Source organism: Hydrocarboniphaga sp. FW305-C-57, assembly GCF_058783045.1.
Genome location: NZ_JBYSYG010000005.1, coordinates 252,662 through 270,002, shown reverse-complemented (window position 1 = coordinate 270,002; position 17,341 = coordinate 252,662). Strand labels below are relative to the sequence as shown.

Here is a 17,341-nt window from a genome sequence, read left to right as displayed (position 1 = left end):
ACCGAACTTGAAACAAGGACGCTCATGAAAGCGCGAAGCATCATCCCGATCCAGCCCGAGCCCGGCTCGAACCTGCCGCCTGCGATGCGCGCCGCCGTGCGTGCGGCCATCGATCGCCATCGCGAGAGCCCCGGCGCCCTGCTGCCGATCCTGCACGCGGTGCAGGATTCGCTCGGCCACGTGCCGAAGGACGCGGTGCCGCTGATCGCGTTCGAACTGAATCTGTCGCGCGCCGAAGTGCATGGGGTCGTGACCTTCTATCACTACTTCCGGCAGCAGCCGCCCGGCCGCCACGTCGTGCATCTGTGCCGTGCGGAAGCCTGCCAGTCGGTCGGAGCGGTCGCGCTCGAAGCGCATGCCAAGCGCAGCCTGGGCGTCGATTTTCACGAGACGACGCAAGACGGCGCGATCACGCTGGAGCCCGTTTACTGCCTCGGCAATTGCGCGCTCGGGCCCTCGATGATGATCGGCGATCGCTTGCAGGGACGCGTGACGCCACAGCGCTTCGACCAGCTGATGGCGCAGGCGCGCGTCGGCACGGAGGCCAGCGCATGAGCGCCGTTCGCGTCTACGTGCCTTGCGATGCTTCGGCGCTGTCGGTCGGTGCGGACGAGACCGCGAATGCGATCATGATCGAAGCGGCCAGGCGCGGCATTGCGATCGAACTCGTGCGCAACGGCACGCGTGGCATGCTCTGGCTCGAGCCGCTCGTCGAAGTACAGACGCCGGCTGGGCGCATCGCCTACGGCCCCGTGCAGTGCGAAGACGTGGGCTCGCTGTTCGATGCGGATTTTCTGCACGGCGGAGCGCATGCCCTGAGCCTCGGCGTGACCGAGGAAATCGCCTACTTCAGGAATCAGCAGCGGCTGTGCTTCGCGCGTGTGGGCTTGAATGCGCCGACCGACATCGCCGCTTATCAGGCCAGCGGCGGCTACGTGGGCTTGCGCAAGGCGCTCGCGCTGGAGCCTGCGTCCATCGTCGCGGCGGTCAGTGAGTCGGGTTTGCGCGGGCGCGGCGGCGCGGCGTTTCCGACCGGCATCAAGTGGAAGACCGTGCTCGATGCACAGGCCGATCAGCCAGACGAGCAGAAGTACATCGTCTGCAATGCGGACGAGGGCGATTCGGGCACGTTCTCGGATCGCATGCTCATGGAAGGCGATCCGTTCACGCTCGTCGAGGGCATGACCATCGCCGGCATCGCGGTCGGTGCGACGCAGGGCTACATCTATTTGCGCTGCGAATATCCGCACGCGCAGCGCGCGCTCGATGCTGCGATCCGCAAAGCCTACGAACACGGCTTTCTCGGCGATAACGTCGGCGGCAGCGGCAAGCGCTTCGACCTCGAAGTGCGGCTCGGCGCGGGCGCCTACATCTGCGGCGAAGAAACCGCGCTGCTCGAATCGCTCGAAGGCAAGCGCGGCCAGGTTCGCTTCAAGCCGCCGCTGCCGGCGCTCAAGGGGCTGTTCGGCAAGCCGACCGTCATCAACAACGTCATCACCTTCGCCTCGGTGCCGATCATCTTCGAGCGCGGCGCGGACTGGTACCGGAACTTCGGCATGGGTCGCTCGCGCGGCAGCCTGCCGATCCAGCTCACCGGCAACATCAAGCATGGCGGGCTCGTCGAACTCGCCTTCGGTGCGACCTTGCGCGAACTGCTCTACGACTACGGCGGAGGCACGCTGAGCGGCCGGCCGATCCGCGCGGTGCAGGTCGGCGGTCCGCTCGGTGCCTATCTGCCCGAATCGACGTTCGACACGCCGCTCGACTACGAAGCCTTCGCCGCCATCAAGGGCATGCTCGGCCACGGCGGCATCGTCGTGTTCGACGACAGCGTCGACATGGCCGCGCAGGCGCGCTACGCGATGGAATTCTGTGCCGCCGAGTCCTGCGGCAAATGCACGCCCTGCCGCATCGGCTCGACACGCGGCAGCGAGGTCATCGACCGGCTCGTCGCAGGGCTCGATGCGCCGAAGCAGGAGCAGCTGCTGCGCGATCTCTGCGAAACCATGACCTACGGCTCGCTCTGCGCGCTCGGCGGACTCACGCCGTATCCGGTGCTCTCCGCGCTGGATCATTTCCCCGAAGATTTTCAGCCCAAGGCTGCGCCCATGCGTGTTGCGGGCTAGGAGTAGAACCATGCAATCGATCGCAGAAAATGATTTGGGAACGCCGGCTCCGCGTTACAAGAATGTGGGGCAGCGCACGAGCGTGGTCGATCCGGCTGCCAAGCTGGTGACGCTGAACATCGACGGCCAGGAATGCACGGTCGCCGAAGGTACTTCGGTGATGCGCGCAGCCGCGCTTGCCGGCATCAGCATTCCGAAGCTCTGCGCCACCGACCAGCTCGAGGCCTTCGGCTCCTGCCGCCTGTGCCTCGTGCAGATCGACGGCATGCGCGGCTACCCGGCTTCGTGCACGACGCCGGTCGCGCCGGGCATGAAGGTGACGACGCAGAACGCCAAGCTCGCGGAGCTGCGCCGTGGCATCATGGAGCTCTACATCTCCGATCATCCGCTCGACTGCCTCACGTGCCCGGCCAACGGCCATTGCGAGCTGCAGGACATGGCCGGCGCGGTGGGCCTGCGCGAAGTGCGCTACGGCTACGAAGGCGACAATCACGTTCACGCCAGGCGCAACGGTGAGGTCAACGAGCGCTTCGTCGCCAAGGACGAAAGCAACCCGTACTTCACCTTCGATCCGTCCAAATGCATCGTCTGCTCACGCTGCGTGCGCGCCTGCGACGAGCAGCAGGGCACGCTTGCACTGACGATCCAGGGACGCGGCTTCGATTCGAAGGTGTCGCCGAGCGCGGCCGAGAATTTCCTCGAATCCGAATGCGTATCGTGTGGTGCCTGCGTGCAGGCCTGTCCGACCGCGACGCTGTCCGAGAAATCGCTGATCGCGATGGGGCAGGCCGAGCATTCGGTCGTCACGACCTGCGCGTATTGCGGCGTCGGCTGCAGCTTCCGCGCCGAGATGAAGGGCGAGGAAGTGGTGCGCATGGTGCCGAACAAGGACGGCCACGCGAACCACGGACATTCCTGCGTCAAGGGCCGTTTCGCGATCGGCTACGCGACGCACCGCGATCGCATCACCAAGCCGATGATCCGCGCCAGGATCAGCGATCCCTGGCGCGAAGTGAGCTGGGAGGAGGCGATCGCCTACGCGGCGAGCGAGTTCAAGCGCATCCAGGCGAAATACGGGCGCGATGCGATCGGTGGCATCACCTCGTCGCGCTGCACGAACGAGGAAACCTATCTCGTGCAGAAGCTCGTGCGCGCGGGCTTCGGCAACAACAACGTCGACACCTGCGCGCGCGTCTGCCATTCGCCGACCGGCTACGGGCTCAAGCAGACGCTCGGCGAATCGGCCGGCACGCAGAACTTCGACTCGGTGATGCAGGCCGACGTCATCCTGGTGATCGGCGCGAATCCGACCGACGGCCATCCGGTGTTCGGTTCGCAGATGAAGCGTCGCCTGCGTGAGGGCGCCAGGCTCATCGTCGCCGATCCGCGCCGCATCGATCTCGTGCGCACGCCGCGCGTGAAGGCCGAGCATCACCTGAAGCTCAAGCCCGGAACCAACGTCGCGCTCATCAATGCGCTCGCGCACGTCGTCGTGAGCGAAGGCCTGGTCAAGGAAGACTTCGTTCGCGAGCGCTGCGACATGGAGTCCTTCGACAAGTGGCGCAGCTTCGTCGCCGACGTGCGCCACTCGCCCGAAAGCACCGAGTCGATCACCGGCGTTCCGGCCGCGACGATGCGCGCCGCGGCGCGCCTGTACGCGACCGGCGGCAACGCGGCGATCTACTACGGTCTCGGCGTGACCGAGCACAGCCAGGGTTCGACGATGGTCATGGGCATCGCGAATCTCGCGATGGCGACCGGCAACGTCGGCCGCGAAGGCGTCGGCGTGAATCCGCTGCGCGGGCAGAACAACGTGCAGGGCTCCTGCGACATGGGCTCGTTTCCGCACGAGTTTCCGGGTTATCGCCATGTCTCCGACGACAGTACGCGCGACCTGCTGGAGCAGGCCTGGGGCGTGAACCTGCTCGACGAGCCGGGCTTGCGCATTCCGAACATGTTCGAGGCGGCGCTCGACGGCGAGTTCATGGGCCTGTACATCGAAGGCGAGGACATTGCGCAGTCCGATCCGAACACGCAGCACGTCACCGCGGCGCTCACGGCGATGGAATGCATCGTCGTGCAGGACCTGTTCCTCAACGAATCCGCCAAGTTCGCGCACGTGTTCCTGCCGGGCAGCTCGTTCATGGAGAAGGACGGCACTTTCACGAACGCCGAACGCCGCATCTCGCGCGTACGCAAGGTCATGAAGCCCAAGTCCGGCTATGCCGACTGGGAAATCACCCAGCTGCTCGCGAACGCGATGGGCTATCCGATGAACTACGCGCATCCCGGCGAGATCATGGACGAGATCGCGCGGCTCACGCCGACGTTCCAGAACGTGAGCTATCAACGGCTCGATGAACTCGGCAGCATCCAGTGGCCTTGCAACGACGAGCATCCGCTCGGCACGCCGACCATGCACGTCGACGCCTTCGTGCGCGGCAAGGGACGCTTCATGGTCACCGAGTATGTGCCGACGCAGGAGAAGGTCAACGCGCGCTTTCCGCTCATTCTCACGACCGGACGCATCCTCTCGCAGTACAACGTCGGCGCGCAGACCCGTCGCACCGACAATGTCTACTGGCACGGTGAAGACCGGCTCGAAATCCATGCGTCCGATGCGGAAGCGCGCGGCATCGTCGATGGCGACTGGGTCGGCGTCGCGAGCCGTGCGGGCGAGACCGTGCTGCGCTCGCGCATCACCGATCGCGTGCAGCCTGGCGTGGTATACACGACCTTCCACTTTCCGGAGTCGGGCGCCAACGTGATCACCACCGACAACTCGGATTGGGCGACCAACTGCCCCGAATACAAGGTCACGGCCGTCGAGGTGACGCGCGTGAGCCAGCCGTCGGAATGGCAGAAGCGCTATCGCGAGTTTTCGCAGCGACAGGATGAACTGCTGCAGGCGAGGGATGCCGCCGATGCGAGCTGAGCCCGCCATCGGCAACGCCGCCGAGGCCGCGCAGCCCGGGCTCGTGCGGCGCAGCGTGCGGCGCCTGGTCGGGCGCGAACTCATCGAGCGCGAGGAATGCATCGCCGAGGAAGTGGCGGTCGCGCTCGTCTACAACGAGCAGCCGCACGCGGTGATGATGCTCACGCCGCTCGATCTCGAAGCGTTCGCGCTCGGCTTTTCGCTGAGCGAAGGCATCATCGAAAATGCGGACGAGCTCATCGAAGTCCGTGTCGTGCGACTCGATCAGGGCCTGCAGCTCGCGATGCGCATTCCACCGCAGCGTCTCGAACGCCTGCTCGCGCGCCCGCGTTCGCTCGAAGGACGCAGCGGCTGCGGTGTCTGCGGCACCCGGCACATCGACGACGTGCTGCGTGCACCCAGGCGCGCATCGGCCGGCTTCGTCGTCGACGCCGTGGCCTTGCGCCGGGCCTTGCAGCAGCTTTCCGAGATGCAATCGCTCAACGCGGCCACCGGCGCCGTGCACGCGGCCGCATGGGCGACGCCCGAAGGCCGGCTGCGCTGGCTTTGCGAGGACGTCGGCCGACACAACGCGCTCGACAAGCTCATCGGCCGGCTCGCAAGCGAGGGCGTGCAGGCTGCGCATGGCTTCGTCGTGCTGACGAGCCGCGCGAGCTACGAGATGGTGCTCAAGGCCGCGAGCGCGGGCATCGCGCTCGTCGTCGCGATCTCGGCACCGACCTCACTGGCGGTCGAGCTCGCGGACGAGGCCGGCATCACGCTCGTCGGTTTCGCGAGGGACGATCGCTTCACCATCTACACGCGTCCCGCGCGCGTGCGCCTTGCCGCGGTCGCGATGGCAAAAAACGGAGAAGGTCCATGAGCGGAGCCGGGCAGCTCGTCAAGATGGCCAACGACATCGCGAGTTTCTTCGCCGCCGATCCGGATCCGTCGGCCGCGGTCGACGGCGTGCTCGGGCATATCCAGAAGTTCTGGGATCCGCGCATGCGTCGCAAGCTCGTCGCGCATTGGCAAAGCCACCCGGCGGAGCTGTCGCCGCTGGCCGCCGCGGCGGCGGAGCGGCTGGCGCAGTCGATGACCGCCACCTAGCGCGTGCCGCGACCTCCCGCGGCTGTCGGCGTTTTCGATTGACCGGCCGCATCGCCGACGCGGATAATCGCCGCCCCGGATCGTATCCGGGTTTTTCGGGGTATAGCGCAGTCTGGTAGCGCGCCTGCTTTGGGTGCAGGATGTCGGCGGTTCGAATCCGTCTACCCCGACCATCATTCGAGTCGGCACATCGATTCCAAAAAGAAGGCCCCGCTGAGCGGGGCCTTCTTCGTTTCGGCGACAGCGGATCCCGGCTTACTCGACGATCTTGAGTTCCACGCGACGATTCAGTTCGCGGCCGTCGTCGGTCTCGTTGTCGGCGACCGGGTTGGCTTCACCGTAGCCCTTGGCGCTCATGCGGCCGGCGTCGATGCCCTTGCCGATCAGGTACTGCATGACCGACTGCGCACGGCTTTCGGAGAGCTTCTGGTTGTAGCTGTCGCTGCCGCGCGAGTCGGTGTGGCCGCCCACCTCGACGCGAATGTCGGCGCGTGCGGTCAGTGCGTCGGCGACGCCGTCGAGAATGGTCTTGGCGTTGGCGGTCAGGCGAGCCTGGTTGAATTCGAAGGTCACACCCTGCAGCACGATGGTGTCACCGGCCGCGCAGCCTTCGAGCGTGATCGCCTCGCCCGGAGCCGGGGCCTTGCAGGCCGGCGGCGGGGCGACCGGGGCCGGCAGCGGGCAACCGGTTTCGTCGACCGTGGTGCCCGGCGCGGTGCCCGGGCAGCGATCCAGGCGGTCGACCACGCCGTCGCCGTCCTCGTCGCCTTCTGCCGCGACCGGAACCACGGCCGCCGGCTCGGTGTTGGAGGCGGTGACTTCGGGCTGCGGCGTGCCGCCGAACGGAATCATCAGGCCGATGTTGCCGACGATGTCGCCGAAATCCTTGTAGCCGGCGTCGCCGTCGTCATGCGTGTCCCAGCGGTACAGCACTTCGGTGCGCAGGGCGGTGCCGGCGTCGGTGAGCTTGTACAGGTAGCCCAGGCCGGCGCCGTAGACCACGCTGTCGTAGTCCTTGAACGAGCCCGGCAGATCTTCGGTGCGGCCGTACTGGACGCTGCCGATCGCGTAGAGGTCGCGCAGGCCGCTGAACGGGGAGAGCAGCAGCGACAGGCCGCCGCCGTAGAGGGCCGCCGAGCCGTTGCCCTGGACGTTGTTCGAGAAGCGGTTGTAGTAGCCGTTCAATTCGATCGCCAGGGCCGGGCCGAGCTTCTTGCCGAAGGCCAGCGTGCCGCCGTAGCCGTCGTCGGTCGGGCGATCCTTGTCACCCCAGACGTAGGTGAACATCGGGGCGACGTACCAGCGGTCGCCGATCGTGTCGTTGGCTCCGTTGCGGCCGCTGCGGCTTTCTTCGACGGGCGGGGTGGCAGGGGCTTCGGCCGCCGGCTCGACCGGTGCGGTTTCGCTGGGAGTGGTTTCGACCGGAGCCGCTTCGATGGGCGCCGCAGCGGCGGCATCGGCCGGCGCGGCTTCGGCAGCGAGCGCCTCCGCCGGGGCAGGTTCGGCGACGGGCGCCGTGTCCTGGGCAAGCGCCGGTGCAGCGACGGACAAGGCGGCCAGGCCGCCAAACAGTACGGAACGGATCATGTGCGTTTAACTCCCCTTGGAGGGTTCTAGTTCGTATCGACGTTGGTTGGAGCTGTTCTGAACGACCGCCGCGGTTACGGCCGCTCACCCTGATATGACGCTTTGTTCAACTCGCTGGGCTTGTAGCACGCAGGCCCAGACCCCTCAACCGCCGTCCGAAGGTTTCGTCGAGACTCGACCGTGCGTTCGGCGGATGCGCGCCGGTATACTGCGCGCCCTCTGAAGTACCCCTGAATCCCCTTCATACGCTCCCTCGGGAGCCCGAGTGATCATGGAAATCAACCAGATCAAAAGTGAGATTACGGCCCTGCGGGCGCGTTTCGACGCGCTCCGGGGCTATCTTTGACTACGATGTGAAGAAGGACCGGCTCGTCGAGGTCAATGCCGAGCTCGAGTCTGCCGACGTCTGGAACAAGCCCGAATACGCCCAGAACCTGGGCCGCGAGCGCGCCAAGCTCGAGGCCGTCATCGAGCCGATCGACAAGGTCACGGCCGGCCTGAAAGACGCCGAGGAGCTGCTCGAACTCGCCGAAATGGAGAACGACAGCAGCCTGATCGCCGGTGTCGAGCGCGACGTGCAGAGCTACATCGCGATCGCCGAGGACATGGAGTTCAAGCGCATGTTCTCGGGCGAGCAGGACACCAGCAACGCCTTCCTCGACATCCAGGCCGGCGCCGGCGGCACCGAGGCGCAGGACTGGGCCGAAATGCTGCTGCGCATGTACACGCGCTGGGCCGAGGGCAAGGGCTTCAAGGTCGAGCTGCTCGAACGCTCGGACGGTGAAGTCGCCGGCATCAAGAGCGCGAGCATGAGCGTCGAAGGCCCTTACGCCTACGGCTGGCTGCGCACCGAAACCGGCGTGCACCGGCTCGTTCGCAAATCGCCGTTCGACTCGGGCAACCGCCGCCACACGAGCTTCTCGGGCGTGTTCGTGTCGCCCGAAATCGACGACAACATCGAGATCGACATCAACCCGGCCGATCTCGAGGTGGACACCTTCCGGAGTTCCGGCGCGGGCGGCCAGCACGTCAACAAGACCGAGTCGGCGATCCGCATCAAGCACGTGCCGAGCGGCATCGTGGTGGCCTGCCAGACGCAGCGCAGCCAGCACGCGAACCGCGACAAGGCGATGAAGATGCTGCGCGCCAAGCTCTACGAAGTGGAGCTGTCCAAGCGCACCGCGGCGGCCAAGGTCGTCGAAGACAGCAAGGCCGACATCGAGTGGGGCAGCCAGATCCGCAGCTACGTGCTCGACCAGTCGCGCATCAAGGATCTGCGCACCGGCGTCGAAATCGCCGATACGCAGAAGGTGCTCGACGGGCACCTCGATCCGTACATCGAAGCGAGCTTGAAACAAGGGCTGTGATTTTGAACCCCTCTCCGTCCGGGAGAGGTGCAGGGGTGAGGGACTCGCCGTGACGGCGAACGTCGTTTCCCGCGGCGAAGCCCTCATCCGGCGCTACGCGCCACCTTCTCCCGGAGGGAGAAGGCAACAGCGGCACGAGACAGACAGATGAGCGAAGAACAAGCACCGCAGCCGGCTCCGGCCGTCGAAGAAAACCACATCATCGCCGGCCGCCGCGACAAGCTCGCCAGGCTGCGCGAGGCCGGCAACGCGTTTCCGAACACCTTCCGCCGCGACACGCTCGCCGAGCAGCTGCACGGCTTCTACAGCGAGCGCGACGCCGCTTCGCTCGAAGGCGAGACGCAGCCGTACAAGCTCGCGGGCCGCATCATGGCCAAGCGCGGGCAGGGCAAGGTGTCGTTCGTCGAGATCCAGGACAGTTCGGGCCGCGTGCAGCTGTTCGTGCAGATGAATGCGATCGGCGCCGAGGCATACGAGGCCTTCAAGAGCTGGGACATCGGCGACATCGTCGGCGCCACCGGCACCGTCATGCGCACCAAGGCCGGCGAGCTGTCGCTGCGCGTGAGCCGGCTCGAGCTGCTGACCAAGGGCCTGCGCCCGCTGCCCGAGAAGTGGTCGGGCCTGACCGACACCGAGACGCGCTATCGCCAGCGCTACGTCGACCTCATCGTGAACCCCGAAGTGCGCGAAGTCTTCGCCAAGCGCACGCAGACGCTGCGCTTCATCCGCCAGTTCTTCGATGCGCTGGGCTTCATGGAAGTGGAAACGCCGATGCTGCAGCCGATCGCCGGCGGCGCCACCGCAAGGCCGTTCGTGACGCATCACAACGCGCTCGACCGCGATCTGTTCCTGCGCATCGCGCCGGAGTTGTATCTGAAGCGACTGGTCGTCGGCGGCTTCGAGCGCGTCTACGAGATCAACCGCAATTTCCGCAACGAAGGGCTGTCCACCAGGCACAACCCCGAGTTCACGATGCTCGAGTTCTACCAGGCCTACGCGGACTACAAGGACGCGATGGACCTCGTCGAGAACCTGATCCGCGACACCGCGATCGTCGTCAACGGCAGCGGCAAGCTGCGCTACGCCGAGCGCGATTACGACCTCGATGCGCCGTTCAACCGCTGGACGATGAAGGAGGCGGTGCTGCGCTTCAATCCGGAGGTCGCGGCCGCGCAGCTCGAAGACCCGGCTTTCCTCGCCGCCTTCGCGAAGAAGGTCGGCGGCGACGTCAAGCCCGCCTACGGCCCCGGCAAGCTGCTGACCGAAATCTTCGAGAAGACCGTCGAAGCCCAGCTGTTCGATCCGACCTTCATCACCGAATACCCGACCGAAGTCTCGCCGCTCGCGCGCCGCAACGATCACAACCCGGACGTCACCGATCGCTTCGAGTTCTTCGCGGGCGGCCGCGAGGTGGCGAACGGCTTCTCCGAGCTCAACGACGCCGAGGACCAGGATGCGCGCTTCAAGGCGCAGGTCGCGGCCAAGGACGCCGGTGACGACGAGGCCATGCATTACGACGGCGATTACATCCGCGCGCTCGAGTACGGCCTGCCGCCGACCGCGGGCGTCGGCATCGGCATCGATCGGCTCGTGATGTTCCTGACCGATTCGCCGAGCATCCGCGACGTATTGCTGTTTCCGCAGATGAAGCCCGAGCAGGGCTGATAACGCCGCTTCAATCGCAACAACAAGCCGGAGCTAGAGCGCTCACGCGCCAAGCTCCGGCACCGATGGGATCATGAAAGACCAGGCGGCGCATCGCCGTTTCATTCTGTCGCTGGGCGTGATCATCGCGCTCGGTCCGCTGTCGATCGACATGTATCTACCGAGCCTGCCGGCGATCGGGCGGGCGCTCGCGGCCGACGCGGCGTCGGTGCAGATGTCGGTGTCGGCTTATTTCGTCGGCCTGGCGATCGGCCAGCTCGTGTACGGTCCGATCACCGATCGCTTCGGGCGCAGGAAGCCGCTGCTGTTCGGGCTCGCGCTGTTCTCGGTCGCGTCGCTCGGCTGCGCGTTCGCGGGCAGCATCGGTCAGCTCATCGCGTTTCGCGGCCTGCAGGCGCTCGGCGGCTGCGCGGGCATCGTCATCAGTCGGGCGCTCGTGCGCGATCATTTTTCGGGCAACGAGATGGCGCGCGCGCTGTCGTCGCTGATGCTCGTGATGGGCGTCGCGCCCGTGCTCGCGCCGACGCTCGGCGGCAAGCTGCAGCTCTGGTTCGGCTGGCACAGCATCTTTCTGCTGCTCGCGGTGTTCGGCTGCGTGTGCCTGCTGATCACCGCGCTGCGTATCGCCGAGCCGCAGCGCGAGCCTGCGCCGCCGTTGAGCGTCAGCGGCATCGCGCACGATTACCTGCGCATCCTCAGGCACCGGCGCTTCATGGGCTATTCGCTCGCGGGCGCCTGCGGCCAGGCCGGCATGTTCTCGTACATCACCGCGTCGCCGTTCGTGTTCATCGACTACTTCGGGCTGCAGCCCGATCAGTACGGCATGCTGTTCGGCGCCAACGCCTGCGGGCTCATCGTCTGCACGCAGCTCAACGCGCATCTGCTCAGGCGGCTGCGCGCCGAGAAGGTGATGCGCGGCGCCTTGCGCGTGCATCTGTTCGCCGCCGCGGTGATGGCGGTTTCGGCGCTCACCGGCTTCGGCGGAATCTGGGGCGTGGTGATTCCGCTGCTCGTGGTGTCGAGCTGCATCGGCTTCACGTTCCCGAACGCGCAGGCCGCGGCGATGGAGCCCTTCGGTGGCCGAGCCGGAACCGCGGCGGCGATGCTCGGCACCCAGCAGTTCGTGCTCGCGGGCATCGCGAGCCTGGTCGTCGCGAGCCTGCATGCGCCCGGCGCATCGGGCATGGCGATCGCGATCTTCTGCTGGTCGCTGCTCGCGCAGGTAGCCTTGCGGGCCCTGGTCAAGCCGCCGCAGCAGCCGCTCTGATCGAAGGGCCTCAGGCGGCCTTGCGCTCGCCGTCCCCGGTGGCCGGAGCCGGCGCGTGCTGCACCTTGTTGCGGTAGTAGCAGACCTGGCCGTAAGGCCGGCGCTTGAAGCGCATGTAGCCCCACCAGTACTGCTCCGGATGCGCGCGCACGCAGGCTTCGGTGCCGGCGTTGATCGCGGCGGCGGCCACTTGCAGATCCTCGCTGTCGTGGCCGGCCGGCGGCTCGACGAAGTGCATGACGAAGCCGCGCGCCCTGGGCAGGCGTTCGCCATAGCAGATCAGCAGCTTGGCGCCCGAGGCCTGCATGAGCTTGGGAATCAGCACTGGCGAATGCGCCTCGATGCCGAAGAACGGCGCGAACACGCCCTGGCCGCGCGGCGGGTCGCGATCGGGAACCGCGTAGATGATTTCGCCACGCTTGAGCGCGCGCAGCAGCTGGCTGCCGACCGCGCGCTTGCCGTTGCGCTTGACGATCGGCACCACCTGGCCGCCGAAGCGCGTACGCCCCTTGAGCGCGAGCTCGGAGATCGCCGCGTATTTCACCGGCTTGAACAGGCCGGTCATCGTGTAGCGCTCGGACATCGGAATCGCCCCGACTTCGAACGAGCCGAGGTGCATCGCGGCGAGGATCACGCCCTTGCCCTGGGCGAGCGCTTCGTCGAGCAGATGCTGTCCGCGGACTTCCACCGTCAGCGCGCGCAGCCGGTCGGCGTCGCCGAGGTAGATCAGCGGGTATTCGAACAGGGTCTTGTAGTAGTGCCCGAACGAGCGGTAGACGATGCGCCGGCGTTCGGCGGCGGAAAGCTCGGGAAAGCACAGGTCGACATTGAGCCGCGACAGCCGCTTCTTCTCGCCGCCCAAGTGCCAGGCGACCCAGCCGACGATCACGGCGAGCCCGTGCATGAGGCGCAGGGGCAGGCGAGCGACGAGCCTGAGGACGAAGTTCAACACGATGGATGCGGTTCCGGGGCCGCGCGGCCCCATGACGACGACGGAGCCGTAGTGTGACAGCCTGTGACGCGATCTGAAATAGCCCAAGGTCCTGAGCATGAAGGCATTCTTCGACGCCGGCGAACGCCTTTGTGATAGTCCGCCGGCTTCTCAGCCGTGGCGGGCCCGCTCGCGATATTCGGCCGGCGCGTTCGGCACCACGTCTTCGAGCGTGCGCCGTTGGCTGGCGCTGCCGCGCGCGCTTGCCGGGAACACGCTGAACTGGTTCAGCCGCAGCCGCACGCGCGCGCCCGGGACCAGTTCGGAGACGTCGCGATGCAGGTGCGGGAGCTCGATTTCGAGCTTCGCGCCCGAGACGCTCGCGATGGCCTCGCTGCGCACGATCGGCCCGGTGCGCTGGGTGCTCGCCACGATGGCCTCGATGCCCGGATCGCCGGCATCGGCCAGGCGCAGGTCGATCGGGCGCACGTAGATTTCGACAGCCTCGTCGGCCTGTGCGCGGGCGCTGGCGATGGCCGGAATCAGCCCATCGACATGCACTTCGCCATTGCGCACCTGGCCCGGCAGCACATTGGTGTTGCCGAGGAACTCGAACACGAACGGCGTCGCCGGCCTTTCGTAGACCTCGTCGGTGGTGCCGACCTGCTCGATGCGACCGCGGTTCATCACCACGACGCGATCGGCGAGCTCGAGCGCTTCTTCCTGATCGTGGGTGACGAAGATCGTGGTGTAGCCGGTCGTCTCGTGCAGCTCGCGCAGCCAGCGGCGCAGGTCCTTGCGCACCTTGGCGTCGAGCGCGCCGAACGGCTCGTCGAGCAGCAGTACGCGCGGCTCGATCGCCAGCGCCCGCGCGAGCGCGACGCGCTGGCGCTGGCCGCCCGACAGCTGCGACGGATAGCGCTTGTCGAGGCCGCTGAGCTGCACGAGGTCGATCAGCTCGAGCGACTTCTGGCGGATCGCCTCGGCCGACGGGCGCTGCGAGCGCTTCTGCACGCGCAAGCCGAAGGCGATGTTGTCGAGCACCGTCATGTGCCGGAACAGCGCGTAGTGCTGGAACACGAAGCCGACGCGGCGCTGCTGCACCGGTAGGCCGACGGTGTCTTCGCCGCCGAACAGGATCTGCCCCGAGTCGGCGAATTCGAGCCCCGCGATCGTGCGCAGCAGCGTGGTCTTGCCCGAGCCCGACGGGCCGAGCAGGGCGATCAGCTCGCCCGAGGCGATGTCGAGATCGACGCCGGCCAGCGCCGGAAAGTTGCCGAAGCCCTTGTGGATGCCGCGGATTTGGATGTCCATTGTTTCCCGGTATTTCAGTGCCTGCGCGAGGCCGCGAGCTCCGCCCCGTAACGCCATTCGAGCAGGGTCTTCAGACCGAGCGTGACGAGCGCCAGGATCGCGAGCAGCGAGGCCACCGCGAACGCGGCCGCAAAGCTGTATTCGTTGTAGAGAATCTCGACGTGCAGCGGCATGGTGTTGGTGAGCCCGCGGATGTGGCCGCTGACGACCGACACCGCGCCGAACTCGCCCATCGCGCGCGCATTGCAGAGCAGCACGCCGTAGAGCAGGCCCCATTTGATGTTCGGCAGAGTCACGTGCCAGAACACCTGCCAGCCCGAGGCGCCGAGCGACAGAGCGGCCTGCTCGTCGTCGGTGCCCTGCGCCTGCATGAGCGGAATCAGCTCGCGCGCGACGAACGGAAACGTCACGAACACCGTCGCGAGCACGATGCCGGGCCAGGCGAACAGGATCTTGATGCCGTGATCGGACAGCCACGGCCCGGCCCAGCCTTGCGCGCCGAAGATCAGCACGAAGATCAGGCCCGAGACCACCGGCGACACCGAGAACGGCAGGTCGATCAGCGTGACGAGCAGCTGCTTGCCGCGGAACGCGTGCTTGGTGATCGCCCAGGCCGCGACGATGCCGAACACGACGTTGAGCGGAACCGCGATCGCGCAGACCAGCAGCGTGAGCCGGATCGCGGCCATCGCATCGGGCTCGACGATCGCTTCGACGTAGGCGCCGATGCCGTTACCGAGCGCTTCGTAGAACACCGAGACGAGCGGCAGCAGCAGGAAGCCGAGCAGGAACAGCAGCGCGATGGCGGTCAGCGTACGGCGCAGCCACGGCGCCTCGGTGATGACCGCGTTGGTCTGGATCAGCGGCTCGAACGGCAGCTTGGGCGGGTCTTGCAGGCTGTGGTCGGTGGTGGTCATGAAGGTTCACCGCTTGCCGCCGTTCCTCTCTCCCGCTTGCGGGAGAGAGTCCCTCGCGCGAGCGAGGGGAGAGAGGGTTCGGTCGAAAGATGCGCTCCGTTTACGAGCAGCCCCTCTGCCGGTCCTTCGGCCGCCGTTGGCTTAACTCGGACTGACATTGAGTCAGTCCTCGCCAGTGCCAACGGCCTCCCGCAAGCGGGAGAGGGGAAAAACAAATTGCTTAGGCCGAGATGCATGCTCACGCCTTCGCCCCCTGCCGCTTGCGCGTCCAGGCCTGCAGCAGATTGATCAGCAGCACCAGCGCGAACGAAATCACGAGCATCGTCGCCGCCACCGTGGTCGCGCCGGCGTAGTCGAATTCCTCGAGCTTGATGATGATCAGCAGCGGGGCGATCTCGGAGATTCCGGGCAGGTTGCCGGCGATGAAGATGATCGAGCCGTATTCGCCGACCGCGCGCGCGAAGGCGAGCGTGGTGCCGGTCAGCAGCGCTGGAAGGATCGCCGGCAGGATCACGCGCGTGATCGTCTGCCAGCGTGTCGCGCCGAGCGAGGCGGCGGCTTCCTCGAGCTCCTTTTCGGCCTCTTCGAGCACCGGCTGCACGGTGCGCACGACGAACGGCAGGCCGATGAAGGTCATCGCCACGATCACGCCGAGCGGCGTGAATGCGATCTTGATGCCGAGCGGCTCGAGGAACTGGCCGATCCAGCCGTTGCCCGAATACAGCGCGGTCAGCGCGATGCCGGCGACCGCGGTCGGCAGCGCGAACGGCAGGTCGATGGTGGCGTCGAGCAGCTTCTTGCCGAAGAAGTCGTAGCGCACGAACACCCAGGCGACCAGCAGGCCGAAGAACGCGTTGATCGTCGCCGCGACCAGCGCGGCGACGAAGCTCAAGCGCAGCGCCGAGGCCACGCGCGGCGAGGTGACGACGTTCCAGAGCTGCTGCGGTCCGAGGTCGGCGGCCTTGAAGAACACGCCGGCGAGCGGAATCAGCACGATCAGGCTCAGGTACAGCAGCGTGTAGCCCAGGCTCAGGCCGAAGCCCGGCATCACCGATCGCTGCCGTGGTGCCGGCCTGATGATGTTCGACGCAGGTGCAGCCAAAGAAGTCATGGGGTCTCTGTCCGTACAGTCAGCCCGGGAGAAAGGCCGCTTCAGATGAATCGCAAATGCTCGGTCAGCAGGCTGCGCTCCTGCGGCTGCGGAGCCGAAGGCACCGTGAAATGACGCTCGTCGATCCAGCGCGTGCTGCTGCACCAGAGCCCGTCGATCTCGGCTCCGTACCGGCGGTTGAAGACGTGGATGCGACGGCTCGGCGCATGCAGCAGCACCGCGCGGTTCTGCGGCCCGAGCGCGAGCTCGACGAGCTGCGTGAACGCCGGCTGCTCGATCAGCGCCGGATCGCGCTCGAGCAGCGGACGCAGCACTTCGGTCGCCAGGTGCCAGCTGTCCGAGCGGCCGCAGACCGGCGTGTCGAGTCGGTCGACGGTGCCGTTGTGCATCAGCAAGCTGTGCTCGTCGACCGGCAGCGGATGGAGGTTCGCCGCATGCGTGGAGCCGCGCGTGAGCATGCGCAGGTGCATCACGATCTCGACGTCGCGATAGCGCTGCTCGGCTTCGAGCAGCTCGGCGACGTCGACGCGCGCATGGCGCTCGAGCAGCAGGCGGCCGGTCGCGTCGAAGCCCATCAAGCCCCAGCCGTCGCGATTGAGCGAGGCCGAGGCGGTCAGCAGCGCGGGGGGAATCGCGACGCCGGCCGGTTTGTGGATGATCACGCACATCGCGAGGAGCGCCTTTGCAATTGCGTGCGCGCGTTCAGCCGAGCTTGGCGACGAGCACGTCGGTGGCCTTGAACATGGCGAGCGCTTCTTCGCCGACCTGCAGGTTGATCAGGTCGATCGACGAGGTGGTGACGACCGCCGAGATGATGCCGTTGGGCGTCAGCACCTCGATTTCGGAGACGACGGAACCGCGGCGGATGTTGGCGACCTTGCCGCGGAACTGGTTGCGCGTGTTGACGGCTGCGATGGACATGATGGTTTTCTGCGTCGGTAAGTGAAGGGGTGCGGCGATGCGGCTTCGTCACCCGCGCGAAGGCGGGGTCCAGGCGTTCACTGAGTCGAACTGGACTCCCGCCTTCGCGGG

Annotated in this window: 15 protein-coding genes and 1 tRNA gene; 9 read left to right on the top strand and 7 right to left on the bottom strand. The window is 66.7% G+C overall.

Going from position 1 to position 17,341, the window contains the following annotated elements:
• The first annotated feature begins 84 nt into the window (after positions 1-84).
• The 6 genes from AC3WUM_RS12675 to AC3WUM_RS12650 all read left to right on the top strand — a co-directional run bounded on the left by AC3WUM_RS12675 (position 85) and on the right by AC3WUM_RS12650 (position 6,323).
• Complete coding sequence (locus AC3WUM_RS12675; protein WP_492410794.1) at positions 85-555, top strand: formate dehydrogenase subunit gamma; 471 nt, start codon at positions 85-87, stop codon at positions 553-555.
• The gene (locus tag AC3WUM_RS12670) at positions 552-2,126 is read left to right on the top strand and encodes a formate dehydrogenase beta subunit (protein ID WP_492410673.1); all 1,575 of its coding nucleotides are present in this window, start codon (positions 552-554) and stop codon (positions 2,124-2,126) included. Before AC3WUM_RS12675 ends, AC3WUM_RS12670 begins: the two co-directional genes overlap by 4 nt.
• 10 nt (positions 2,127-2,136) lie before the next feature.
• The gene (gene fdhF / locus AC3WUM_RS12665) at positions 2,137-5,061 is read left to right on the top strand and encodes a formate dehydrogenase subunit alpha (protein ID WP_492410672.1); all 2,925 of its coding nucleotides are present in this window, start codon (positions 2,137-2,139) and stop codon (positions 5,059-5,061) included.
• Complete coding sequence (gene fdhD, locus AC3WUM_RS12660) at positions 5,051-5,923, top strand: formate dehydrogenase accessory sulfurtransferase FdhD (protein WP_492410671.1); 873 nt, start codon at positions 5,051-5,053, stop codon at positions 5,921-5,923. Before fdhF ends, fdhD begins: the two co-directional genes overlap by 11 nt.
• Positions 5,920-6,150 carry a formate dehydrogenase subunit delta gene (locus AC3WUM_RS12655; protein WP_492410670.1) on the top strand — a complete coding sequence of 77 codons (231 nt, stop codon included), beginning with the start codon at positions 5,920-5,922 and terminating at the stop codon, positions 6,148-6,150. Before fdhD ends, AC3WUM_RS12655 begins: the two co-directional genes overlap by 4 nt.
• 96 nt (positions 6,151-6,246) lie before the next feature.
• Positions 6,247-6,323 (top strand) — tRNA-Pro (locus tag AC3WUM_RS12650).
• 82 nt (positions 6,324-6,405) lie between these two features.
• Here AC3WUM_RS12650 and AC3WUM_RS12645 read toward each other — a convergent pair.
• Entirely contained in the window at positions 6,406-7,737 is a 1,332-nt protein-coding gene (locus tag AC3WUM_RS12645; RefSeq protein WP_492410669.1) for an OmpA family protein, read from the bottom strand.
• 271 nt (positions 7,738-8,008) lie between these two features.
• Between AC3WUM_RS12645 and prfB the strand changes: the two genes are divergently transcribed.
• The 3 genes from prfB to AC3WUM_RS12630 all read left to right on the top strand — a co-directional run bounded on the left by prfB (position 8,009) and on the right by AC3WUM_RS12630 (position 12,036).
• A protein-coding gene (gene prfB / locus AC3WUM_RS12640) for a peptide chain release factor 2 (protein ID WP_492410668.1) occupies positions 8,009-9,104 on the top strand; the annotation gives its coding sequence in 2 pieces (ribosomal slippage) (positions 8,009-8,080 and positions 8,082-9,104; 1,095 coding nt in all).
• Positions 9,105-9,251: 147 nt separating this feature from the next.
• Positions 9,252-10,769 (top strand): lysine--tRNA ligase, encoded by a 1,518-nt coding sequence (gene lysS, locus AC3WUM_RS12635; RefSeq protein ID WP_492410667.1) that lies wholly within the window; start codon positions 9,252-9,254, stop codon positions 10,767-10,769.
• Between the two features lie 73 nt (positions 10,770-10,842).
• Positions 10,843-12,036, top strand: coding sequence for a Bcr/CflA family multidrug efflux MFS transporter (locus AC3WUM_RS12630; RefSeq protein WP_492410666.1), 1,194 nt, complete (start codon positions 10,843-10,845; stop codon positions 12,034-12,036).
• Between the two features lie 10 nt (positions 12,037-12,046).
• Here the strand turns inward: AC3WUM_RS12630 and AC3WUM_RS12625 are convergent, their stop codons facing one another.
• The 6 genes from AC3WUM_RS12625 to AC3WUM_RS12600 all read right to left on the bottom strand — a co-directional run bounded on the left by AC3WUM_RS12625 (position 12,047) and on the right by AC3WUM_RS12600 (position 17,230).
• Positions 12,047-12,988, bottom strand: coding sequence for a lysophospholipid acyltransferase family protein (locus AC3WUM_RS12625; RefSeq protein ID WP_492410665.1), 942 nt, complete (start codon positions 12,986-12,988; stop codon positions 12,047-12,049).
• 150 nt (positions 12,989-13,138) lie between these two features.
• Positions 13,139-14,281, bottom strand: a complete 1,143-nt coding sequence (locus AC3WUM_RS12620) for a sulfate/molybdate ABC transporter ATP-binding protein (RefSeq protein ID WP_492410664.1) — start codon at positions 14,279-14,281, stop codon at positions 13,139-13,141.
• A gap of 14 nt (positions 14,282-14,295) precedes the next feature.
• Complete coding sequence (cysW, locus tag AC3WUM_RS12615) at positions 14,296-15,198, bottom strand: sulfate ABC transporter permease subunit CysW (protein WP_492410663.1); 903 nt, start codon at positions 15,196-15,198, stop codon at positions 14,296-14,298.
• Between the two features lie 238 nt (positions 15,199-15,436).
• Entirely contained in the window at positions 15,437-16,309 is an 873-nt protein-coding gene (gene cysT, locus AC3WUM_RS12610) for a sulfate ABC transporter permease subunit CysT (RefSeq protein WP_492410662.1), read from the bottom strand.
• 41 nt (positions 16,310-16,350) lie between these two features.
• Positions 16,351-16,971, bottom strand: coding sequence for a class II glutamine amidotransferase (locus AC3WUM_RS12605; RefSeq protein ID WP_492410661.1), 621 nt, complete (start codon positions 16,969-16,971; stop codon positions 16,351-16,353).
• A 40-nt stretch (positions 16,972-17,011) separates the two neighbouring features.
• Positions 17,012-17,230, bottom strand: coding sequence for a TOBE domain-containing protein (locus AC3WUM_RS12600; RefSeq protein WP_007186424.1), 219 nt, complete (start codon positions 17,228-17,230; stop codon positions 17,012-17,014).
• Positions 17,231-17,341 lie beyond the last annotated feature (111 nt).